Source organism: Novosphingobium sp. B-7, assembly GCF_000410615.1.
Classification (GTDB): domain Bacteria; phylum Pseudomonadota; class Alphaproteobacteria; order Sphingomonadales; family Sphingomonadaceae; genus Novosphingobium; species Novosphingobium capsulatum.
The window spans coordinates 25,246-47,976 of the sequence record NZ_APCQ01000258.1; the positions used below are offsets into that span (position 1 = coordinate 25,246).

General features: G+C 66.6%; 21 protein-coding genes and 1 pseudogene. 13 read left to right on the forward strand and 9 right to left on the reverse strand.

Annotation, left to right across the window (positions count from 1 at the left end):
• Positions 1-99 precede the first annotated feature (99 nt).
• The 4 genes from H926_RS0103130 (at position 100) to H926_RS0103145 (ending at position 4,287) form a co-directional block, all read left to right on the forward strand.
• Positions 100-687: a glycosyltransferase gene (locus tag H926_RS0103130; protein WP_022675010.1), complete on the forward strand. Its 588-nt coding sequence runs from the start codon at positions 100-102 to the stop codon at positions 685-687.
• 102 nt (positions 688-789) lie between these two features.
• Complete coding sequence (locus H926_RS0103135; RefSeq protein WP_022675011.1) at positions 790-1,704, forward strand: sulfite exporter TauE/SafE family protein; 915 nt, start codon at positions 790-792, stop codon at positions 1,702-1,704.
• Positions 1,701-2,465, forward strand: coding sequence for a TIGR02186 family protein (locus H926_RS0103140; protein ID WP_022675012.1), 765 nt, complete (start codon positions 1,701-1,703; stop codon positions 2,463-2,465). The genes H926_RS0103135 and H926_RS0103140 overlap by 4 nt, the downstream gene beginning before the upstream one ends.
• An 88-nt stretch (positions 2,466-2,553) precedes the next feature.
• A complete protein-coding gene (locus H926_RS0103145; protein ID WP_369801294.1) occupies positions 2,554-4,287 on the forward strand; it encodes an ATP-binding protein in 1,734 nt (577 codons plus the stop codon).
• A gap of 112 nt (positions 4,288-4,399) precedes the next feature.
• Here H926_RS0103145 and H926_RS0103150 read toward each other — a convergent pair whose 3' ends face one another.
• Entirely contained in the window at positions 4,400-5,137 is a 738-nt protein-coding gene (locus H926_RS0103150; protein ID WP_022675014.1) for a folate-binding protein YgfZ, read from the reverse strand.
• Between the two features lie 38 nt (positions 5,138-5,175).
• Between H926_RS0103150 and pyrC the strand changes: the two genes are divergently transcribed.
• Positions 5,176-6,216, forward strand: a complete 1,041-nt coding sequence (gene pyrC / locus H926_RS0103155; RefSeq protein WP_022675015.1) for a dihydroorotase — start codon at positions 5,176-5,178, stop codon at positions 6,214-6,216.
• A 109-nt stretch (positions 6,217-6,325) separates the two neighbouring features.
• Here the strand turns inward: pyrC and rarD are convergent, their stop codons facing one another.
• Positions 6,326-7,246 carry an EamA family transporter RarD gene (gene rarD, locus H926_RS0103160; protein WP_022675016.1) on the reverse strand — a complete coding sequence of 307 codons (921 nt, stop codon included), beginning with the start codon at positions 7,244-7,246 and terminating at the stop codon, positions 6,326-6,328.
• 168 nt (positions 7,247-7,414) lie between these two features.
• Between rarD and H926_RS0103165 the strand changes: the two genes are divergently transcribed.
• Positions 7,415-7,906, forward strand: a complete 492-nt coding sequence (locus H926_RS0103165; RefSeq protein WP_028657508.1) for a glycine zipper 2TM domain-containing protein — start codon at positions 7,415-7,417, stop codon at positions 7,904-7,906.
• Positions 7,907-8,058: 152 nt separating this feature from the next.
• On the forward strand, positions 8,059-8,292 hold the full coding sequence (locus tag H926_RS25375; protein ID WP_022675018.1) for a hypothetical protein: 234 nt from the start codon (positions 8,059-8,061) through the stop codon (positions 8,290-8,292).
• Here H926_RS25375 and H926_RS0103175 read toward each other — a convergent pair.
• Together H926_RS0103175 and H926_RS0103180 are read right to left on the reverse strand one after the other, a co-directional pair.
• Positions 8,289-9,701 carry a succinylglutamate-semialdehyde dehydrogenase gene (locus tag H926_RS0103175; RefSeq protein ID WP_028657509.1) on the reverse strand — a complete coding sequence of 471 codons (1,413 nt, stop codon included), beginning with the start codon at positions 9,699-9,701 and terminating at the stop codon, positions 8,289-8,291. The two genes, H926_RS25375 and H926_RS0103175, sit on opposite strands and share 4 nt — an antisense overlap.
• 104 nt (positions 9,702-9,805) lie before the next feature.
• Positions 9,806-11,224: a protein adenylyltransferase SelO family protein gene (locus H926_RS0103180; protein WP_022675020.1), complete on the reverse strand. Its 1,419-nt coding sequence runs from the start codon at positions 11,222-11,224 to the stop codon at positions 9,806-9,808.
• A gap of 87 nt (positions 11,225-11,311) precedes the next feature.
• Between H926_RS0103180 and H926_RS0103185 the strand changes: the two genes are divergently transcribed.
• The 5 genes from H926_RS0103185 to H926_RS25380 all read left to right on the forward strand — a co-directional run bounded on the left by H926_RS0103185 (position 11,312) and on the right by H926_RS25380 (position 17,248).
• Positions 11,312-12,220 (forward strand): alpha/beta fold hydrolase, encoded by a 909-nt coding sequence (locus H926_RS0103185; RefSeq protein WP_028657511.1) that lies wholly within the window; start codon positions 11,312-11,314, stop codon positions 12,218-12,220.
• Positions 12,221-12,246: 26 nt separating this feature from the next.
• Positions 12,247-13,404, forward strand: a complete 1,158-nt coding sequence (locus H926_RS0103190) for a glycosyltransferase family 4 protein (protein WP_022675022.1) — start codon at positions 12,247-12,249, stop codon at positions 13,402-13,404.
• Positions 13,405-13,573: 169 nt separating this feature from the next.
• Positions 13,574-14,326 carry a tetratricopeptide repeat protein gene (locus tag H926_RS0103195; RefSeq protein ID WP_022675023.1) on the forward strand — a complete coding sequence of 251 codons (753 nt, stop codon included), beginning with the start codon at positions 13,574-13,576 and terminating at the stop codon, positions 14,324-14,326.
• A gap of 123 nt (positions 14,327-14,449) precedes the next feature.
• On the forward strand, positions 14,450-15,808 hold the full coding sequence (locus H926_RS0103200) for a PQQ-binding-like beta-propeller repeat protein (RefSeq protein ID WP_022675024.1): 1,359 nt from the start codon (positions 14,450-14,452) through the stop codon (positions 15,806-15,808).
• Positions 15,809-15,853: 45 nt separating this feature from the next.
• Entirely contained in the window at positions 15,854-17,248 is a 1,395-nt protein-coding gene (locus H926_RS25380) for an isoprenylcysteine carboxylmethyltransferase family protein (protein ID WP_022675025.1), read from the forward strand.
• Between the two features lie 54 nt (positions 17,249-17,302).
• Here H926_RS25380 and H926_RS0103210 read toward each other — a convergent pair whose 3' ends face one another.
• The 3 genes from H926_RS0103210 to H926_RS0103220 all read right to left on the reverse strand — a co-directional run bounded on the left by H926_RS0103210 (position 17,303) and on the right by H926_RS0103220 (position 19,848).
• Positions 17,303-17,602 carry a putative quinol monooxygenase gene (locus H926_RS0103210; RefSeq protein WP_022675026.1) on the reverse strand — a complete coding sequence of 100 codons (300 nt, stop codon included), beginning with the start codon at positions 17,600-17,602 and terminating at the stop codon, positions 17,303-17,305.
• 14 nt (positions 17,603-17,616) lie between these two features.
• Positions 17,617-18,990, reverse strand: coding sequence for a glutamate--cysteine ligase (locus tag H926_RS0103215; protein ID WP_022675027.1), 1,374 nt, complete (start codon positions 18,988-18,990; stop codon positions 17,617-17,619).
• 105 nt (positions 18,991-19,095) lie between these two features.
• A complete protein-coding gene (locus H926_RS0103220; RefSeq protein ID WP_028657514.1) occupies positions 19,096-19,848 on the reverse strand; it encodes a 16S rRNA (uracil(1498)-N(3))-methyltransferase in 753 nt (250 codons plus the stop codon).
• Between the two features lie 107 nt (positions 19,849-19,955).
• Between H926_RS0103220 and ubiA the strand changes: the two genes are divergently transcribed.
• Positions 19,956-20,870, forward strand: coding sequence for a 4-hydroxybenzoate octaprenyltransferase (ubiA, locus tag H926_RS0103225; protein WP_022675029.1), 915 nt, complete (start codon positions 19,956-19,958; stop codon positions 20,868-20,870).
• 129 nt (positions 20,871-20,999) lie between these two features.
• Here ubiA and H926_RS0103230 read toward each other — a convergent pair whose 3' ends face one another.
• Positions 21,000-21,911, reverse strand: coding sequence for an MBL fold metallo-hydrolase (locus H926_RS0103230; RefSeq protein ID WP_022675030.1), 912 nt, complete (start codon positions 21,909-21,911; stop codon positions 21,000-21,002).
• A 71-nt stretch (positions 21,912-21,982) separates the two neighbouring features.
• Positions 21,983-22,731 (reverse strand): annotated as a pseudogene (locus tag H926_RS0103235) (chromosome segregation protein); the annotation flags it as partial.

The window sequence follows — 22,731 nt, forward strand, 5'->3', positions numbered from 1 at the left end:
TTCATTCCTGAAGGTTGCAAGCGTTGCCACGCGCCCCGGCCAGCCGTAATTTGCCAGTGGGGGTGTTTGCCGTCAAACGGGGGTGAGGGCAAATTGGGAATGATGTCGCTGTCCACAGTCTGGCTGTGGCTGGCCATGTTGCAGCGCGAACTTCTGCTTTTCGCTGCAACATGCCTGGCCGTGGGTGCCTGCCAAGAACGGCGGATGGACGGACTGTGGGCCTGGCTCCGGATCACGGGCCGGGCTTGCACACTACATCTGGCTTCGGGCTTTGCCGCAACTCCCGATTGGCCCGCGCGCGTCGACCGTGGCGCGGGTGGTCAGCCGGGTGCGGCAGCGGTGCTGGTGCCGGTCTGGTCGGAAGCGCCGGGTGTGGCCGCCGTGATCGAGCATTGTCTGGCGGCTTGGCCAAATGCGGACCTGCGGCTCTATGTGGGCTGCCATCGCAACGATCCCGCCACGCTGGCGGCGGTCATGCGCTGCGCCACCGATCCGCGCCTGCGCATCGTGGTGCATGATCGCGACGGTCCGACGACCAAGGCCGATTGCCTCAATCGGCTTTATCTTGCGTTGCAGGCCGATGAGGCGCGCAGCGGCAGGATCGTGCGAAGCGTAATCGTGCACGATGCCTCGAAACCGCGCGACGACGAATATGGTCAACCGCCGCTTCCGGCGTTGTGGGCATAGCTTTCGCATGTAGTGCCGATCGCCCTTTTGCTGCCGCGGCGCAGCCGTGCGGGGCAACCGTGGCATTGCGGAATTGGCCTGCGCCGCCTAGGACAAGTGGCGATGGATGTGTACCTTCCCATCGCCAATCTGGCGGTCAACGGCTTGGTGATCGTGGGGCTTGGCGCCTTGACCGGGCTCTTGTCTGGTATGTTCGGCGTGGGTGGTGGTTTTCTCACTACTCCGTTGCTGATCTTCTATGGCGTGCCGCCGACGGTGGCCGCCGCATCGGCCGCGAGCCAGGTGACCGGGGCCAGCGTTTCGGGCGCATTTGCCCACGCTCGGCGCGGCGGCATCGATTATCACATGGGCGCGGTGCTGGTCGCCGGCGGCGTGCTGGGCACCGGGGTGGGGGCACTGCTGTTCCGCCTGCTCCAGGCGCTGGGCCAGATCGATACGGTGATCAACATCCTCTATGTCGTGCTGCTGGGCGGCATCGGCGGGCTGATGGCGCATGAAAGTATCACGGCCCTGCGCGCACAGCGGCTTGGCCTCGCCCAGCCGGCGCGGCGCCGCCGCCACCATCCCTTGGTGGCCAGCCTGCCACTGCGCTGGCGGTTCTATCGCTCGGGCCTTTATATCTCGCCACTGGCGCCGCTCTTGCTGGGCATGGCCACCGGCATCCTGACCATGCTGATGGGCATCGGCGGCGGGTTCATCCTGGTGCCGGCAATGCTCTATATCCTGGGCATGAGCACCAACGTCGTGGTGGGCACCTCGCTGTTCCAGATCCTGTTCGTGACGATGGCGACAACCATGATGCACGCGCTGACCACGCATGCGGTGGATATCGTGCTGGCCGGGCTGTTGCTGGTGGGATCGGTCTCGGGCGCACAGATCGGCGCGCAGTTTGCACAAAAGGCCAAGCCTGAGCAGTTGCGCCTGATCCTGGCGGTGATCGTGCTGGGCGTGGCACTGCGCATGGCGCTTGGCCTGGGCTATCGACCCGACGAGATTTTCACCGTGGTGCCGCTATGACGCCGCGCTGGGTGCTGGCGCTGCTGGCGCCGGTGGCCATTCTGCTCGGCGGGGCGCGCGCGCCGATCCTGGTGCCCGAAATATCGCAGCATCGGGTGGAAGTGCGCCAGGGCTTTACCGGGGCGGACCTCTTGCTGTTTGGCGCAATCCTCGATCCGGGTGGCACCCGCGCCGCGCAGGATTACGATATCGTCGTCGTGCTCAAAGGCCCGGTGCAATCCATCGTGCTGCGGGAAAAGCGCAAGGTGGCGGGCATCTGGGTGAATGCCGCCAGCAGCGAGTTGCGCTCTGCGCCCAGTTTCTTTGCCATCGCCTCGTCCCGCCCGGTGCGCGAGATCGTGGATGAAAAGACCGCAGCGATCTATGAACTCGGTCTCGATCGCCTGCAGCTTTCCCCGATCGGGGCGATCGACCCGGCGCGGCAACGGCACTTTGCCGATGGCCTGGTGGATCTGATGCAGCGGCAGGGTCTTTATCGCGAAGACGGCCACGGCGTGACGATCAGTGGGCAGGTGCTGTATCAGGCGCGCATCACGCTGCCTTCGCAAGTGCGCACCGGCACCTATACCGCCGAAACCTTTGCCATCCGCCAGGGCCGCGTGATCACCTCGGCGGTCACGCGGGTTGACGTGTCGAAGCAGGGTTTCGAACGCTTCGTGGCCGACCAGGCCGATGGCAACGGCCTGCTCTATGGCCTGTTTGCCGTGCTGGTATCGGTGGGCATGGGCTGGATCGCCGGGCGCCTGTTTGCGCTGGTGTGATGTGGGGCACTGCTTAGCCCAAAATTAACCCTGCCAGTTCTAGCGTTTGGCGCGACAACGGGCTGGGGCAAGAACAGGCATGACGGACATGAGCAGGCAGGTATTCATTTCGGCAGACCCTGCCCGGCCTGGAGACCTTGCCCCGCACGGGCCGATGCCGGCTGCTGCCGCTTTGCCCGATATTGTCCTTGAACCGCGCGATCTGCCGCCGTCCGATTGCGCGCTCAGCCCAATCGGAGTGGTGGTGGATGTGGCAGGATCGGGCAGCGGCATCGCGCTCGATCTGCATCGCCTGGAAGACTGCATGGACGATGCCGACCCTACCGTGGCGCTATCGGGCCAGGTGGGCAGCCAGATCAAGGTGCGCGTGGGGCGCGGCTGGCTGCTCGGCTCGGTGCGCAACCAGCGCCGCGATGGCAAGGTGGATGGTGGCGCGCTGGCCCAGCTCGATTTCCTGGGGGAGGGCGAGGAAGACCCCGCCACCGGCCGCATCTTCGGCTTTCGCCGCGGCGTTACCCGGTTTCCCGTGCCCGGCGCGCTGGTCTATCCGGCGACCAGCGCCGATCTGCGCCAGATCTATGCAAGCGACGGCCGCGCGCATGTGACCGTGGGCACGGTGTTTCCCACCCAGGATATCCGCGCCGGCCTCTATATCGATCCGCTGCTGGGCAAGCATTTCGCGCTGCTGGGATCGACCGGCACCGGCAAATCGACCGCCGCTGCGCTGATCCTGCACCGCATCTGCGACATGGCGCCCGAAGGCCATATCGTGATGATCGACCCGCATGGCGAATATCTTTCGGCGTTTCGCAACACCGGGCAACTGTTCGACGTGTCGAACCTGCAGATGCCCTATTGGCTGATGAACTTTGAAGAACACTGCGAGGTGTTCCTCACCGCTACCGGGGCAGAACGCCAGATCGACGCCGATATCCTGGCCAAGTGCCTGCTGATGGCGCGGCAGAAGAACCGCCTGGCCGAACAGGTGGGCCGCATCACCCAGGATTCGCCGATCCCCTATCTGCTGTCTGACCTGTGCAACATCCTGCAGAACGAGATGGGCAAGCTCGACAAGGGGCACAGCTCGATCCCCTATATGCGGGTGAAGAGCAAGATCGAGGAAATCCGCAACGATCCGCGCTATCAGTTCATGTTCTCGGGCATGCTGGTCAGCGATACCATGGCCGAATTCGTCGGGCGGCTGTTCCGCCTTCCAGCCCATGGCAAGCCGATCTCGATCATCGACGTGTCGGGCGTGCCGTCCGAAATCACCTCTACCGTGGTTGCCGTGCTCAGCCGCCTGGTGTTCGACTATGCCATCTGGTCGCGCCAGGAAACCACGCGGCCGATCCTGTTGGTATGCGAAGAAGCGCACCGCTACGTTCCCAACGAGCGCAATTCCAACGGATCGTCGGTTGGGCGCATCCTGTCGCGCATCGCCAAGGAAGGCCGCAAGTATGGCGTGTCGCTCGGCCTGATCACCCAGCGCCCGTCTGACCTGGCTGAAGGCGTGCTGTCGCAATGCGGCACGATCATCTCGATGCGCCTCAACAACGATCGCGACCAGCAGTTCGTGCGCGCGGCCATGCCCGAAGGCGCGCGCGGCTTCCTCGATTCGATCCCTGCGCTGCGCAACCGCGAATGCATCATCTGTGGCGAGGGCGTGGCCATTCCCATCCGCGTCGCGTTCGATGACCTGGACGAAGCGCGGCGCCCGGCATCGGCCGATCCCTCGTTCAGCCAGCTATGGGGCAAGAGCGGCGGCGAAACGGAAAGCGTCGCGCGCACCGTCCACCGCTGGCGCGCGCAAAGCCGGTTTTGAGGGGGGTGCTTACCTACGGGGGGCTTCGACAGGCTCAGCCCGAACGGAATCCCGAGAAATTGTTACCGGACCCCGTTCGCCCTGAGCTTGTCGAAGGGCGCTGGGCCAACGCTCAATCCGCTTTCAGCGCATCCTCAAGCCAATGCGGGGCACGGGTAATCGCTTCTGTCCGCAGATGATCCACCGCCAGGCCGAGGTCGGGATAGGCCACGCGCTGGCGGGCCGGGTCTGACTGGGCGAGGGGAACGACCGCGAGGCGGCGGTTGACCTTTTGCCGCCAGTTCATCCGCGCGGTGTTTTCCTGGCCGACATAGCAGCCCTTGGTAAAGCTCACGCCGTTGAGTTCGGCCGCATTGGTTTCCAGCCATAGCGTCTGGTCGCTGCCCAGTTCGGCCTGTCCTTCGGGCACGCCCAGCTTGAGGCGGTGTTCGCGCCATGGCGCATCGACCGCCACGTCATCGTCAGCCACTGCGGCGATCCAGCGCTGGCCCAGCGCTGCCAGGCGCGGATCGGCGGCGCCGCCATCGCCCATGTGGCCCTGCCAATAGACGCCCAGTTCGGGCGCGATGGCGATCACGATTTTGCGGCGCAGCCGATAGAGCGAAAGGCGCTTGACCAAGGCCTCGGCCACGGCAGCCTCGCAATCGATCAGCAGCGCGTCCTTGCCATCGGGCCAGACCAGGAAATCGAACAGCGCCTTGCCTTGCGGGGTCAGCAGCCCGGCCCAGACCGGCAGCGGCCCCTGCACGTCGTTGGTGACAAGGCCCTGGAGGAATGCGGCCACGTCTTCTCCCGGTGCAGTGGGGGATAGCCGGATCAGGGCGCGATCGAACAGGCGGGGATTGCTCATGGGTGACAGATAGGAGCGCTTGGGCTTAAGGGGAAGCCATGAGCACGCAAACGACTCTCACGATCCGCCGCCCGGATGACTGGCACGTTCACCTGCGCGACGGCGCGATGCTGGAAGGCGTGGCGCCCTATACCGCGCGCCAGTTTGCCCGCGCGATCGTGATGCCCAACCTCTCGCCGCCGATGACCGATGTGGCCGGCGTTGCCGCCTATCGCGACCGCATCCTAGCGGCTTTGCCGGCGGGCAGCGATTTCACCCCGCTGATGACGCTTTACCTGACCGATCATACCGATCCTGACGAGGTGGAGCGCGGCCATGGCGCCGGCGTGTTCACCGCGGCCAAGCTCTATCCCGCGCATGCCACTACGGGTTCGGCCCATGGCGTGACTAGCGTGGCGACAATCTATCCCGTGCTCGAACGCATGCAGAAGATTGGCATGCCGCTGTTGATCCATGGCGAGGTGACCGATTCCCACGTCGACATCTTCGATCGCGAGGCGGTGTTCATCGAGCGCACGCTGGGCCGCCTGGTGGCCGATTTCCCGGCGCTGAAAATCGTGTTCGAACACATCACCACGCAAGAAGCCGCGCAGTTCGTGGAAAGCGCCGGGCCGAACGTGGGCGCAACGATCACGCCGCAGCACCTGCACATCAACCGCAACGCGATGCTGGTGGGCGGGATGCGCCCGCATGCCTATTGCCTGCCGGTGGCCAAGCGCGAAAAGCACCGCCTGGCGCTGCGCAAGCTGGCCACCTCGGGCCATGATCGGGTGTTCCTGGGCACCGATACCGCGCCCCATGCGCGGCATCTCAAAGAAAGCGCCTGCGGCTGCGCCGGGCTGTTCAACGCGCCCTATGCGCTGGAAAGCTACATCGCCGTGTTCGATGAAGAGGGCGCGCTCGACAAGTTCGAGGCCTTTGCCAGCGAAAATGGCCCGCGCTTCTATGGCCTGCCGCTCAACGAGGGCACGGTGACCCTGGAAAAGACCGGCGTTGCCGTGCCGGCCGAAATCGCGGCGGGCGGCACAGTGCTGGTGCCGTTCCACGCAGGTGAAACCCTGGCCTGGCGCCTGGTCTAAGTTCCTCCCCGGCACGGGGAGGGGGACCAGCCGCAGGCTGGTGGAGGGGTGTTGGGGCCTGATACGGCCCTGAAGGCATAAAAGCCTCCATCCCCCTGCGGCGGAAGGTTCACCGCCGGCGCAGCAGGTCATAGCTGAACAAGGCGATTGCCGCCCAGATCAGCATGAAACACGTCACCCGCGCCGGATCGAGCGGCTCGCCATAGAGCAATGCGCCCAGCACGAAGAGGATGGTCGGCGCGATGAACTGGGCAAAGCCCAGCGTCGACAGATCAAGCTTGCGCGCCGCCACGGCAAACAGCAGCAGCGGCACGGCCGTGACCACGCCCGATCCGGCCAGCAACCAGGGCACCACGCCGCCTTGCGACAGGGCCGAGCCGGCCGGGCCGGATGCGGCGTGGAGCACGGCGAGCAGCGCCGGCACGAACAGCACCGCGGTTTCGACGGTCAGGCCGATGACTGAAGGCACCACGACGAACTTGCGCACCAGGCCGTAGAGGGCAAAGCTGCCGGCCATCGCCATGGCCACGCCCAGCATCGACAATGCGCCGGCCATCAGCACGGCAATGCCACCGGCAGCCAGCGCCACGGCCGCCCATTGCAGGCGGTTCAAGCGCTCGTTGAGGAAAACGACGCCGATCAGCACGTTGAGCAGCGGGTTGATGTAATAGCCCAGGCTCGCCGCCAGCACCTGGTGCGTTTCGATCGCCACCAGATACATCAGCCAGTTGCAGCCGATCGCTGCCGCGCTCAGCACCAGCCGGCCAAGCACCGCCGGGGTGGTGAGTGCAGCGCGCAGGGCGGGGCCCTGGCCGCTGAGCCAGACCACGGCAAGGCACACCGGCAGCGTGAATACCACGCGCCAGCTCACCAGCTCGATCGCCGGAACGCCGAGCAGCGGATGGAAATAGATCGGGAAGAATCCCCAGATCACATAGGCCAGCACGGCCGCGCCCAGGCCGCTCGCGGCCTTGGACGTGCCGGGGTTGTTCAGGTTGCTCGCCGTTGCGCTGTCTATCCTCTCGCTCATGGCCGGGCCTGTGGCAGGCACATCGCCTTGCGCCAAGGCCCTTTTCCGCGCGGCGTGCGGGCCGGTCCGAACTTTTTTCGTTTCTGACCAATTCTGACAGTCGCGTTGCATGTCGTTCAGCTTGAAGGCTGTAAACATGAACCAACACGACGGATCAGGAGACCGAACATGATCGCACTTCGCAAGACTATGCTGGGCCTGGCCGCAACGGCCGCTCTGGCTTCCGGCATCGCCCCGGCTTCGGCGGCGATTGAAGTTGCCCCCCAGCCCACGCTGGTTGCCCCGGTGGCGCACGATGGCTGGGACCAGGGTTGGAACCACAACCGTGGCGGCTGGCGTGATCGTGACGATTGGCGCGGTGGCTATGGCCGTGGCGGCAACGACTATCGCGGCTATGACCGCCAGGATTATCGCGGCAACGACCGTGGCTATTATGGCGACGTTGCCTATCGCGGCCAAAGCTGGCGCGGCAACGACGGCCGCTATTACTGCCGCCGCAACGACGGCACCACCGGCCTTCTGGTGGGTGGCGTGGCCGGTGCGCTGATCGGCCGGGGAATTGCCGGCAACGGTGATCGTACGCTTGGCGCCCTGCTGGGTGCGGCCGGTGGCGCGCTGCTGGGCAAGTCGATCGACCAGAGCAACGCCCGCTGCCGCTAAAGCGAACAGCCTAGATCCTGCCCGACCGGAGGGACCAGTCGGGGATCGGGCGGGACCGGGGCCTGCATGCGTGGTGGCGTGCAGGCCCCCTTTTGCGTCTGGTTTGCCGTGCCGTTAACGCACCGCTAACCACGGCCGGTTCAGGAATGGCCATGGCCAAGCCTTTTGCCTCATGCCTTTTTGCGCTGCTTGCCAGCCTGGCCGTGACGGCCTGCGCGCAGGATGACGCGCCCAAGCGCAAGGCTGATCACGATCCCGCAATGAGCGCTGCGCTTGAGGGGCAATTGTTGGTTGATCCCGATCTGTCGCAGCAGAACATGCGCAACGCGGCGGTGGTGCCGGGCGGCCCGGTCGATCCCGCCACGCCGCCCCCCGATTCGCCCTAGCCAGACAGCCCGATACCGATCGAGGCGCGCGGCTGTTCCATTTCGGCCGAGGCCACGGGATAGGCGCAGAAATCCGCCGCATAGAACGCGCCGGGCCGCTGGTTACCGGAAAGGCCCACCCCGCCCAAGGGCGCTGCGGGTGAGACGCCGTTGGTCGGTCGGTTCCAGTTGACTGCGCCGGCCCGCACATTGGCCCAGAACCGGTTGTAATCCTGCGGCGTGCCGCCGATTAGCGCGGCACACAGGCCAAAGCGCGTGGCGTTCGCCTCGGCCAGGGCCTGGTCGAAATCATCCACCTTGATCACCTGCAGGATCGGGCCGAACAGTTCCACATCGGGGCGCTGGGTCATCGCTGTCACGTCGATCATCGCTGGGGCCAGGAACGGCAGATCGCCGCGCGGCCGGGTGAGATGGCGGATCGGCCGCCCGCCGTGCGACAGCAGATAGACAAAGCTTTCGGTCAGGCCATCGGCGGCGGCATTGTCGATCACCGGGCCCATGAACGGCGCGGGATCGTCCAGCGGCGCGCCCACGATCAGGCGATCGACCAGAGCCTTTACCTCGCCAACCACGGCATCATAGAGATCGGCCTTGACGATCAGCCGGCGCGCGGCGGTGGCACGCTGCCCGGCGGTGGTAAACGCCGATTGCACCACCAGCGCGGCGGCATCGGCGATCTTGGGCGTGTCCCACACCACGATCGGGTTGTTGCCGCCCAGGTCCAGCGCCACGATCTTGCCCGGCTGCGCCGCCAGGCGGCGGTTGAGCGTAAGGCCAGTGTGGCTCGATCCGGTGAACAGCACGCCATCGACGCCTTCGTGGATGGCCAGCGCCTTGCCTTCCTCCGCCGCGCCCACCAGCATCTGCGCCAGGGCGGCCGGCACCCCGGCGCGATGCAGGCACTGGATCAGGGCCTGGCCCGTGGCCGGTGCCTTTTCCGATGGCTTGAACACCACGGCATTGCCCGCGATCAGCGCGGGAATGATATGGCCCACCGGCGCCTGCGCCGGCAGGTTGAACGGGCCGATCACCGCCATCACGCCGTGTGGCTTGTGGCGCAGCGCGGCCGTGCCCTGCAGCGCGCTGTCGAGCCGGCGTTGCGCCGTGCGTTCGGCATAGCTGCGCACGGCGATTTCCACCTTGGCCAGCACGGTGTCGACCTCGCCCTTGGCTTCCCACAGCGGCTTTCCGGTTTCGCGGGCGATCAGGGTGGCAAGGCTTTCGGCATCCTTGCGCACTTCGTTGGCAAAGCGGCGCATCAGTTCGATGCGGGTGGACAGCGGCTGCGCTGCCCAGGCCGGCCACGCGCGCCGCGCACGCGCCACCGCGGCATCGACATCGCCCACGGCGCCGCGCCAGAGTTCAGCGCCGGTGGCCGGCTCTGTGGAAATGATCTCTCCGGCTGCCACGGGGTGGGCGTCGATCCTTTGGGTGAGGCTTGCTGTCACAGGGGGGGATAAACCAAAAGCGTTACGAATGGGTCAGCGATCGGCCCAGCAGCCTGTCGCATTGCTTAATGATCGTGGCCGGCCGGCACCGGCGGCTGGCCGAGTGCCTCGCCCAGGCGACGGATCGCCGCGATCTTGGCATCGAGCGCGTTCCAGTCATCGTGTTCGGCGATCGGCGCCCAGATGCTTTCCACTTCGTCGATCAGCAGGCTGGGCGGGGCCTCTTCCTGCCACAGTGGATGGTCGCCGCCACAAGGTTCATAGCCAGCGAGCGCGGGCACGGCATCGGCGCCGCGCCCGCCGCGATGGGCGTGAAAGAATGCATCGGGGCCGGTCCCGCTGGCGCGCATCCCCGCCTCGCAGGCCGCGATCAGAGCGCTATCGCGTTCCAGTCCTTGCGATACCACGCCCAGGCGCCAGCACCAGCGGCGCGCCATGGCGGCCTGGTAGAGCGGGCCAAAGCGTTCGAGCGCGGCGATCAGCGGCGGCGCTTCTTCCACCAGGCGCAGCGCTACGGCCAACTGGCCGCAGTTCCAGCCGATCACCTCGGGCTGGCGGCCAAAGGCATAGCGGCCGGCCTCATCGAAATAGGCCGCGACAAAGCCCGCATCCCAGCGGGGCAGCCAGCGCCACGGGCCATAGTCAAAGCTTTCGCCCGTCACGTTCATGTTGTCGGTGTTGAGCACGCCGTGAACAAAGCCCGCGACCATATAGCTGGCGGCCATATTGGCCATGCGCGCCACCACCTGGTGCAGCAGCGTGGCCGCCGGGCTGGACCCGGCGGGCGCCGCATCGGGCGCGCCGGGAAACTGCGCCAGGCAATAGGCGATCAATTCGTGCATCTCGGCCGGCTTGTCGAGCGCGAGCAGGCGCTGGAACGTGCCGATGCGGATGTGCCCATGGCTGAGCCGCACCAGCACCGCCGAGCGGGTGGGCGAGGGCTCATCGCCGCGCCACAGGTTCTCGCCGGTCTCGATCACCGAAAAGGTGCGGCTGGTGTTGACGCCCAGCGCTTCGAGCAGCTCGGTCGCCAGGATTTCGCGCACCGCGCCTTTGAGTGTCAGGCGCCCGTCGCCCCGCCGGCTCCACGGCGTTTGCCCGGAACCCTTGGTGCCCAGGTCGAGCAGGCGGCCCGCGCCATCGCGCAACTGGGCAAAGGTAAAGCCGCGCCCATCGCCCAGGTCAGGATTGTACACTCCGAACTGGTGCCCGTGATAGCGCAGCGCCATTGGCCCGGGCAGATTGCCGGGCAGCGGCACGAAGCGGCCGAAGTGGGCGAGCCACTCGTCACCGCTAAGGCCATCAAGCCCCACCTGCGCGGCGGCACGATCATTGCGCCAGCGCAGCACGGTCTGCGGAAAATCGGCCGCCGCCACGCTATCGCCCAGCCAGGGCGCCAGCGCCGCCAATTGCGGATCGGGGCGATAGGGAATGGCTTGACCCGGCAGCGGGCGATCCGACACGGCTTGCGGGACAGGCTCCATTCTTCCATTAGTGGGGTGCTTGCACGCCACAGGCAAGGCGCCTTGTGGCTTAACAGTGATACAAGACACGGGAAAACGCGTTTGCCCATCGCCACATTCGAGATTCGCAGTTGGGCCAGCACCGATGGTTTGCGCCTGGCCTATCGCGCCTATCCCGGCGATGCGGCGCGTCTTCCGGTGATCTGCCTGCCCGGCCTGACGCGCAATGGCCGCGATTTCGAGGATCTGGCCCCGCATATCGCTGCCAGCGGCCGGCGCGTGCTGTGCCCCGATCTGCGCGGGCGGGGGGAAAGCGACTATGCCCGCGATCCGATGACCTATCAGCCGCCGGTCTATGCCCAGGATCTGGCGGGCCTGCTCGCCGCCGAAAAGATCACCCGCTTCATCGCCATCGGCACCTCGCTCGGCGGCATTCTCACCATGGCGCTGGCGGCCGGCCAGCCCGGCCTGGTGGCGGGCGCCGTGCTCAACGATATCGGCCCGGTGATCGATCCGGCCGGCCTGGCGCGCATTACCGACTATGTCGGCCAGGGGCGCAGCTATCTGACCTGGATGCACGCCGCACGCGGCCTGCGCGAGACGATGGGCGATATCTATCCCGATTTCAGCATCGAAGACTGGCTGCGCCTGGCCAAGCGGCTGATGGCGCTGGGCACGGGCGGGCGCATCGCCTTTGACTATGACATGAAGATCGCCGCCCCGATCGAGGCGGCAGAGCAGGCGCGCGACGATGCTGCGGCCAAGGCCAGGGCAGAAGGCACCGCGCCGCCGCCCGAGGCCGATCTGTGGCCGCTATTTGCCGCGCTCACGCCGGTGCCGCTGTTGGTGGTCCATGGCGCCACCTCGGACATTCTCTCGGCTGATACCGCCGCCGCGATGGCGCAGCGCCATCCCGATTGCACGCTGGTGACCCTGCCGCGCGTGGGCCATGCCCCGACGCTGGACGAACCCGAGGCACGCGCGGCGATCGATGCCCTGCTGGCCCGGCTGGACTGACGGCATCTGGCGCAGGAACCTTGACCATGGATCGCCAAGCCGGCCCGGCCCGCCGCCTGCATGTGCTGCACCTGCATTCCACGTTCGATGCCGGGGGCAAGGAACGCCGCAGCGTGGCGCTGATGAACCGGTTCGGCAACGCGCTCGATCATTCGGTCGTCTCGGCGCAGCCTGGCGCGCTGGGCGCGCGCAGCCTCTTGGCGCGCGGGCTTTCGGTGCATTTTCCGCTGGGTTTTCCCCCGCTGGCGGGCAAGCTCGGCGTGCGTCGCCTGCAGACCCTGGCGCGCGGGATGCAGGGGTTTGACCTCATCTGCACCTACAACTGGGGGGCGATGGATGCGGTGATGGCGCACGCGCTGTTCGCCCCGCTCTATGGCCTGGCGCCGCTGGTCCACCATGAAGACGGCTTCAATGCCGACGAGGCAGAGCGGCTCAATCCCCGGCGCAACTGGTTCCGGCGCGTGGCCCTGGCCCGGGCCAGCGCACTGGTGGTGCCCTCGCGTCGGCTTGAGGCCGTGGCCCGCGATGCCTGGCACCAGCCGGCCGGCAAGGTCCACCGCATTGCCAATGGCATCGACACCGCCGCCTATGCCCGCAAGGCGCGCCCCGACGCGCTGCCGCGTGTGATCAAGCGGCCGGGGGAAAAGTGGGTGGGCACGCTGGCCGGCCTGCGCCCAGTCAAGAACCTGCCTCGCCTGGTGCGCGCCTTTCGTGCGCTGCCCGAAGAATGGCACCTGGTGATCCTGGGTGAAGGGCCCGAGCGCGAGGCGATCCTGACCCAGGCGATGGATCTCAACATCGGCCACCGCGTGCATCTGCCCGGCCATGTTCCCGATCCGGCGCTGGCAGTGGGGCTGTTCGATTTCTTTGCGCTGTCGAGCGATAGCGAGCAGTTTCCGCTGTCGGTGGTAGAGGCGATGGCCGCAGGCCTGGCCGTGGCGAGCCCGGCCGTGGGCGACGTGGCCGAGATCGTTGCCGCTGACAACGCGCGGTTCATCGCGCCGGTCGGTGATGAAGCAGCGCTGGCCCAGGTCATGCTGGACCTGGCAACCGACGAGCTGGCGCGCCGCCGCGCCGGGGCGGCCAACCGCGTTCTGGCCACGCGCGAGTATGATGAAAGCGTGATGGCCGGCCACTATGCCCGCGTCTATGCCGATGCGCTGGGACTGACCCAATTCCCGTGAAGCATCGTTCGTTGTCGCGATGTTGCAGGCGGTTGGCCGCTTAACCATCGGTTCAGCGGGGGACAGCCAGCATCATAGGCGTTGAAAAGGTGGCTCCATCCGCTAAACACCGCGCCCATTCCGTGCAATTCTTGCCCATCCCTTGCTCTCAATCGCCGAAAGCTTAGCCTTGGCCCTTAGACCGAACCGTCCGCAAAACCCGTCCGATCCGCGTGCCGTTGCGCGCGCCGCCGAAGGCAATGTCTTCGCCCGCGAAGTGGACGATGCCCTGCGCCAGGACGAGGCGCTTTATGCGCTGCGCAAGTGGGGCAAGCCGGTTGGCGCGGCCGTGGTGCTGGGCCTGGCCGGGCTGGGTGGCTGGCTGTGGTACAGCAATCACCAGGATACGCTGCGCGGCCAGCAGGGTGAACAACTGACCCAGGCACTCGACAATTTCGAAGCCAAGAACGACAAGGCCGCGCAAGCCCTGCTCGATCCGCTGGCCAAGGACGGCACCCCGGGCAACCGCGCCGCCGCGCAGCTGCTGCTGGCTGGCAAGGCGCAGGACGATGGCAAGGCCGATCAGGCCGCCAAGGGCTTTGCCGCCGTTGCCGCCGACAGCAATGCGCCGCAGGCCTATCGCGATGCCGCCACGGTGCGTGAAGTGGCCATCACGTTTGACAAGCTGCCTCCGCAGCAGGTGATCGACCGCCTCAAGCCGCTGGCCGTGCCGGGCAACCCGTGGTTTGGCAGCGCCGGCGAACTGGTTGGCCTGGCCTATCTCAAGCAGGGGCACAACGATCTGGCCGGGCCGCTGTTTGCCGCCATCGCCAAGGATAAGGACGTGCCCGACACGATCAAGCGCCGCGCGCGCCAGGTTGCCGGCAGCCTGGGTGTCGACGCGGTTGACGATGTTTCGGCAGTTATCGGGCAGGCCCAGTAAGGCTGCCACGGTTTCCCGATCGATCGGGTTTGCATGCATTGCGCGCCGCCGCCCCGCATCGGGCCGCCGGGGCATGACAGGACAAGGAAGACAGGCATGATCCGCATTCCCAGCCAGGGCCACATGGCCCGCCAGCCAGGCGCCGGCACCGATCGCCGCCGGATTGCGGCGCTGGCCCCCGCGGCGGTGCTCGGCCTGGCGCTGGTTCTGGGCGGTTGCGCCGGGCACAAGGGCAAGGTCAAGGCCACGCCCACCGTGGGCGAACGCATTCCCGTGCTGTCGCGGATCGAGGCCGGCACCAAGGTCGATCCCACGCTGGCCAGCATGGACGTGGTCGTGCCCGCGCCCGTGGTCAACACCGAATGGGCCCAGGGCGGCGGCACTGCCAGCAAGTCTTCGGGCCATCTCGCGCTTGCCGATGCCCCGCAAAAGCTGTGGTCCACGCGCATTTCCGGGTCTTCGCCCAAGCAGCGCCTGGCCGCATCGCCGGTGGTGGGCAATGGCACTGTCTTCGTGATGGACACCGAAGGCGTGGTGCGCGCGCTCGATGAAAACAACGGCCACGAAAAGTGGAAGCAGGGCTTCCGTCTGCCCGAAAAGAACGATTCGATCTTTGGCGGCGGCGTCAGCTTTGATTCGGGCAACGTCTACATCACCACCGGCCTTGGCGAAGTGGCCGCGCTCGATGCGGCCGATGGCAAGATCAAGTGGCGGGTAAAGCCGGCTGGCCCGCTGCGCGGCGCGCCCACCGTGGCGTTCGGCGCGGTCTATGTGATGACGCAGGACAACCAGATCTTTGCGCTCAACACCGCTGATGGCACCAATCTGTGGAATCAGTCCGCCTCGGTCACGCAAAGCGGCGTGTTCGGCGTGGCGGCTCCCGCCGCTGGCCAAGGCACGGTGATCGCCGGCTACAGCTCGGGCGAACTCGTGGCCTATCGCTATGAAAACGGGCGGCAGCTGTGGTCCGATGCGCTGGCGCGTACCTCGATCGCCACGAGCGTTTCGACGCTGACCGATATCGATGCTGATCCGATCATCGAACGTGGCCGGGTCTATGCCCTGGGCCAGGGCGGCCGCATGGCCGCCTATGAACTGGTCACCGGCCAGCGTATCTGGGAACTCAACCTCGCGGGCATTTCCACCCCGGCAGTGGCTGGGGAGTGGATCTTTACCCTGACCGACGAAGACAAGCTGCTGTGCATCGCCAAGTCCACCGGCAAGGTCCGCTGGATGAGCCAGCTGCCCCGCTATCTCAAGCCCAAGAAGAAGGAGAGCCCGATCTTCTGGACCGGGCCGGTCTTGGCAGGCAACAAGCTGTGGGTGGCCAATTCGCGTGGCGAGATTTCCACCATCACCGTGGGTGATGGCACGCTGGCCCGCGTGACCAAGGTGGCAGCGCCCGTTACCCTGCCGCCGATCGTGGCTGACAAGACCCTGATCGTGCTGGATGACAGCGGCGAAATCACCGCCTGGCGTTAACCTTCTTCACCGAATTTCCACTTCTGCGCGTATAAGCGGGCGGGTATGACCAAGTCGCCCGCCCACGCCGTTTCGCCCCGCCCTGCCAGCGATGTGTCCGTCTGGGTAGGCTTGGTGGGCCTCGCTGGCCTGCTGGCATGGGTGGCGGTGTGCCGCGCCTGGCCGCAGATCGTCGATGCGCTGGGCTTGCCAGGGCCGCACGCGCGGCTGGCCGGATCGAGCGCGGCGGTGCTTGCCCTCTTGTTTTCCGGCACGCCGATGGTGGCCTGGTCGCTGCTGGTCGACAAGGTTCATCGCCGGCCCTCCACCGGCATCGACTGGACGGCGCCGCGCCCGTTGCGCAGCGTGCTCGATATCTCGATCACCAAGCTGGCCGGGCTCTGGGCCACCTGGGCGCTGATCGCCTTAGTCTATTGCCTGGGGCGCTGGTATTGGCGCGGGCAGTATCTGTTCGCCATGGACCTTTTGGAACAGGCCGCGCCGTTCCTGTTCCTGGGCGCCGTTCCCTATGTGCTGTGGCTCGATCGCGTGCTGGTCAACCCGCGCGACGGGGCCTGGCATTTCGGTGCCATGCTGATCGGGCGCGAAGCCTATGACGTGGACCAGGTGTGGCACCACTTGCGCGCCTGGACGGTGAAAGGCTTTTTCTGCGCCTTCATGATCTCGATCCTGCCCGGTGGTTTTGCCGCCGTGGTCGAGGCGGACTGGACCGGGCTGTGGGCCGATCCGGTACGCTGGTCGAACACCGCGATCGAGGCGATGTTCATGATCGACGTGCAGATCGCCATGGTCGGCTACCTGCTGACGATGAAGCCGCTCGATGCCCACATCCGCACGGCCAATCCCTATCTGGCGGGGTGGGTGGCAGCGCTGATGTGCTATCCGCCCTTTGTGCTGATGGGCGGCGGCGGCGTGCTGGACTATCACCAGAACACCGCAGAATGGGCCTATTGGTTCGATGGCCATCCGGCGCTGCTGTGGGCCTGGGGCCTGGCGCAGGTGGTGCTGACGGCGATCTATGCCTGGGCCACGATTGCCTTCGGCTTGCGCTTTTCCAACCTTACGTATCGCGGCGTGCTGACCAACGGCCCCTATGCCTTTACCCGGCATCCCGCCTATCTGTCGAAGAACCTGTTCTGGTGGCTGGTGACGATGCCGTTCCTCGCCACCACGCATTCCAAGGTTGATGCCGTGCGCAACACGGTCACCCTCGCGCTGGTCAGCGCGGTCTATTTCTGGCGCGCCAAGACCGAGGAAAAGCACCTGCTGGGCGAAGACGCCAAGTATCGCGCATACCATGCCTGGATGGCCCAGCATGGGCTGATCACGCGGCGGTTGGGCCGGTTGGTGCGAATGATTTTTGGTCGGTCGGGCGCGGGTATCCACTACCCCCAGACCCCCTCATCCAAAGAGGATGGGGAGGATAAAGCATTAATCTAAAAGTCCCCTCCTCTTCATAGGAGGGGGTTGGGGGGGAACCCTAGCGCTAAGCGCTCAAACCGCCACGCCTTCATCGCTTTCGAACACGCGGATGTTGCGCTCGGTCAGGCCCAGGCCGGCGCGCTGCTGTGCCCAGGTGGCCATGTGCGCGGTCTGGAAATGGGCGTCGAGCGCGGCGCGGTCGCGCCACTTTTCGCTGACGTGGATCACTTCGGGATCAAGCGCATCGTGCGAATAGGCATAGGCCAGGCACCCGTCTTCGGCGCGGGTAGCCTCGATCACCGCGCGCATCATCGGCGCGGCGGTGGCGAAGGCGGCGGTCGGCAGGCGAAACGTGCCCATTACCAGGATCATGGGGTACTATCCTCTCAAAAGCTCTTGGCGGCATAGACCTTGGACAGGTCACCGCCCCACGCGCCGTGGTACAGATCGAGCAAGCGCTCGGCCGGGGTCTTGCCCGAGGCGACGATCTCGTCCAGCGGCAGGAGATAGCCGGTTTCGTTGTCTCCGGCTGCGTTGAGGCGCCCGCGCGCGGCCAGGCCCGAGCGCGCAATGTCGAGCACGCGGCCGGCGATATCGCGCAGGGTGCCGCCACCGGGCAGCGGCGCATCAAGGCCCAGCTTGGGTACGCTGGCGCGCAGGATCTCGCGCCCTTCCAGGTCCCAGTCCTTGACCAGATCCCACGCCGCATCGAGCGCGCCCTGATCATAGAGCAGTCCCACCCAGAACGCGGGCAGGGCGCAGATCCGGTTCCACGGGCCGCCATCGGCGCCGCGCATTTCCAGGAACGATTTCAGCCGCACTTCGGGGAAGGCGGTGGAAAGATGGTCGATCCAGTCGCTCTTTCGCGGCTTTTCGCCGGGCAGCGCGGGCAGCTTGCCATCAAGGAAATCGCGGAACGACTGGCCGGCGGCATCGATGTATTTGCCATCGCGGAACACGAAATACATCGGCACGTCGAGCATGTAGTCGACATAGCGTTCATAGCCAAAGCCGTCTTCGAACACGAAGGGCAGCATGCCCGTGCGCGCGGGATCGGTGTCTGACCAGATGTGGCTGCGATAGGACAGGAAGCCGTTGGGCTTGCCTTCCAGGAACGGTGAATTGGCAAACAGAGCGGTGGCCAGCGGCTGCAACGCCAGGCTGACGCGGAACTTCTGCGCCATGTCGGCTTCGCTGGCATAGTCCAGGTTGGTCTGGATCGTGCAGGTGCGCAGCATCATGTCCAGCCCCATCGTGCCCACGCGGGGCATATGGCGCAGCATGATCTCATAGCGGCCCTTGGGCATGATCGGCAGATCGCCGCGCGCCTTGTCGGGCCACAGGCCAAGGCCGAGGTAAGCGAGGCCAAAGCGATCGCCGATGGTCTTGACCTGGGCAAGATGGCGCCCGGTTTCCGCGCAGGTTTCGTGCAGGCTTTCCAGCGGCGCGCCCGACAGTTCGAGCTGGCCGGCCGGCTCCAGGCTGACCGCGCCATCCGGGCCGGACATGGCAATGACCTTGCCGCCTTCCATCACCGGCTCCCAGCCGAATTCGGTCAGCGCCATCAGCAGATCGCGGATGCCACCTGGCTCGTCATAGGACGGGGCGGCATGATCGGCCGTGCGATAGACGAATTTCTCGTGCTCGGTGCCGATTCGCCATGCCTCGCGCGGCTTTTCGCCCTTCTGCATGGGGGCGACAAGCTGGTCCCGGCTCTCGATGAGAGGATCGTTGCTATCTGAAACCTGTCTCGTGCTCATGCCCGCATCCGTTAGTGGCCAAACGGACTTTGCGCCAGCGATAAACGTGGGATGAACGATTGCAGGGCGGCAATAATCCCAGGGGTGTGCGCGCAGCGCAAACCCTCACGCGGCAGCCCAGTCCCCCGCAACCCCCATCCACAATCCCAGGCCCGCCACGGCTGCCGTTTCGCCCCGCAGGATGCGCGGACCCAGGGTAATGGCGTGGGCGGCAGGATGTGCGCGGATCGCGGCGCGTTCCGCTTCGTCAAAGCCGCCCTCCGGCCCGATCAGCAGTGCCGCTGGGCCCTTGTGCGCGGCAAAGGCAGCGGCAGCGGGCGCGCCGCCCTGTTCATCGGCAAAGAATAGCGCGCGCCCGGTTGGCCAGTCGCGCAGCATGGCGTCGAGCTTCACCGGATCGAACAGCGCGGGCAGGGCAGTGCGTGCGCATTGCTCGGCCGCCTCGGTCACGATCGTGGCGGCGCGCTCGGCATTGAGCTTGTCGGCCACGCAGCGCCGCGTAATCACCGGGCGGATCTGGCCGGCGCCCAGTTCTGTCGCCTTTTCCAGCACCCAGTCGAACGCCTGCTTCTTGAGCAAGGCCGCGCACAGCCATAGATCGGGCACCGCCTCCAGTGGCCGCAACTGCCGCTCGAGCGTCAGCATCATGTCACGCTTGCCGGCGTGCGCCACGCGGGCAAGCCATTCGCCGGTCTGGTTGTCGCACACGATCACCGCGTCGCCCGGCCCAGCGCGCATCACCTTGCCCAGATAGTGCGCCTGTGCGCTGTCGATCGCCAGGCTGGCGCCCTCTTCCAGCCGTTGTTCCACGAACAGGCGCGGGGCAGAGCGGGGCGGCCAGGCGGGGGTGGCGGGCAGATGATCGGTCATGGGCAGCGTTCATAGGCAGCGCCGCGCGCGGCGGCAACACGCGGGCGATCTGTCCCCTTGCGGGCCCGACCAAACCGGCGCAGGAGCATGGCAGCATGACCACGGCAACCGATCAGATCGTCCCTGACAGCGAACATCGCGGGCTGGTGGCCCGCCTGCCGCAGCCCTTGCGCGATTATGCGCTGCTGGCCCGGCTGGACCGGCCGATCGGCTGGTGGCTGCTGTTCTGGCCCTGCGCCTGGGGCGTGTTCCTGGCCGGCGGCGCGCGGCAGTGGCACTTGGTGGCGTGGATGCTGCTCGGCTCCATCGCCATGCGCGGGGCGGGGTGCGTCTATAACGATATCGTCGACGCTGATCTCGATGCGCGGGTCGCCCGCACGGCGCAGCGCCCGGTGGCCAGTGGTCGCGTGCGCAAGAAGGCGGCCTGGGCCTGGCTCGTGGTGCTCGCTGCGGTGGGGCTGGTCGTGCTGCTCCAGTTGCGCTGGCAGGCGCAGATCGTCGCGCTGGGCAGTCTGGCGCTGGTCGCCGCCTACCCGTTCATGAAGCGCATCACCTGGTGGCCACAAGCCTGGCTCGGCCTCGTCTTCACTTGGGGCGCGCCGACCGGCTGGGTGGCGGTGCACGATGGCGACCTCGGCGCACTCGCCGCGCTCTATGCCGGGGCGATGTGCTGGTGCATCGGCTATGACACGATCTATGCCCTGCAAGACCGCGAGGATGACGCCATGGTCGGCATCCGTTCCAGCGCCCGCGCGCTGGGCAGCAAGGTGCGGCCCGGCGTGACTGCATTCTACGCCGCTGCCGTGGCGCTATGGGCGCTGGCGTTCTGGCTGATCCATCCCGATCCCCTCGCGCTGCTCGCGCTGCTGCCGGTGGCGCTGCACCTGGCGTGGCAGGCGCTGAGCCTGGATGTGGACGATGGCGACAACGCCCTGGCACGGTTCCGTTCAAACCGCACGGCGGGTTTCCTGATGGCGCTGGCATGCCTGGTGGTGGGGAGCGCGGGGTAGGCGGACCGAGAGGCTTGGGAAACATGCCCTCCCCAGCCCCTCCCGCACGCGGGAGGGGCTTTTTGGCGCTGTTCTCCCCTCCCGCGTGCGGGAGGGGCTGGGGGAGGGCATGTTACAGCGCGCGCCCAATCAGTTCGGCCGTGGTTCGACCGGATAAACGATGAAGTCCGGCCGCACAGCCTTCACGGGCGTGTCGCCCATGGCATCCACGGTCTGAACCAGGTCGGCAATCGCGGCGGGCGGCAGCGCCAGGCCGTGTTCGGTCGGGTGCGTGGGCGCTTCCATCGGATAGTCCTGGCCCGGCGTGGTGGTCATCTCGATATGGGTGCCGAGCAAGGCGCGGATCGGGTGTGTCTGGGCAAAGGCGGCCAGGCGATGGGCGCTGGCGCGGAATTCGGCGAAGTGGTTGCTCGGCACGTAGAGACGGCCGGGATAGAGCATGTCACCCGACAGGAGCAGGCGGGTTTGCGGGTCGTAGATCATGACGTGGGCGCTTTGATGACCTGGCGTCGGGATGGCGCGCAGCACGCGGCCGCCAAGGTCCAGCGTGCCCAGGCCGTTGGGCCAGTCGGCCACGTGAAACGCGCTGGCGACATCGGCTGGGGCAAGGCCTACCACGGTGGTATCCGGCCGATCGACAAATTCGCTGTCGCCGGCATGATGGTCGCCATGGCTGTGCGAATGGGCCACTGTCAGGTGCAGCGGGCGGTTGCCATGGGCCTGGCGCCATTGCGCGATCACGCGCTCCACCGTGGGCCGCACCATGAGGCCGCCGGCGCCGGTATCGACCAGCAGCGCACCCTTGCGTCCGAACAATAGATAGAGGAACGGCGCCTCGAAATTGGTTTTCACCGATTGGCGGATCACGAAGGTATCTGCGTCAACCTGTTGCACCTGCATCTCTGGTTCGCTGGCCGTGGTGCCATCGATCCAGTGCGCGAAGGGCGGGGGATCGAACGCCGGGGCCGCGCCGATCAGCAGGGACGATCCTGCGGTAAGGCCAAGGGCAAGGGCGAGGCGAAAGCGGCGTGCAGTGTCCATCCTGTCTGAATGGCACGCGCGGGCGCGCGCGACCATGATCGGGTGCGCCCGCGCTTTTGATCCTGTGCGTTCTACACCGCCGTAGCGAGCAGTTCTTCCGCGCCGCCGAGGTCCACGCTGACCAGACGCGAGACGCCGCGTTCCACCATGGTCACGCCAAACAGGCGGTGCATGCGGCTCATCGTCACGGCGTTGTGCGTGACGATGAGATAGCGGGTCTGCGTTTCGGCGACCATGGCGTCGAGCAGGTCGCAGAAGCGTTCGATATTGGCATCGTCGAGCGGCGCGTCCACTTCGTCGAGCACGCAAATCGGCGCGGGATTGGTGAGGAACAGGCCAAAGATCAGCGCCACTGCCGTCAAGGCCTGTTCGCCACCCGACAGCAGCGTCAGCGATTGCAGCCGCTTGCCTGGCGGCTGGGCCATGATTTCCAGGCCTGCTTCCAGAGGGTCGTCGCTGTCGACCAGCGCGAGATGGGCTTCGCCGCCGCCGAACAGGCGGGTGAACAGGCGGCGGAAATGCCCGTCCACCGCCTCGAACGCGGCGCGCAGGCGCTCGCGCCCCTCACGGTTGAGGTTGCCGATCGAGCCGCGCAGGCGGTTGACCGCTTCGGCCAGTTCGGCCTGTTCGGCCAGGCTTTCGGCCTGGCGCGCCTCGGCCTGGGCGAGTTCGTCTGCCGCCACCAGGTTGACCGGGCCGATCCGCTCCCGCTCGGCCAGCAGCCGCTCGTGCGTGGTGCTTTCGCTGGCGGCATCGCCCACCTCGGCCCCGGCAAAGGCAAAGCGTTCGGGCAGCAGGGGCGGCGGGCATTGAAAGCGCT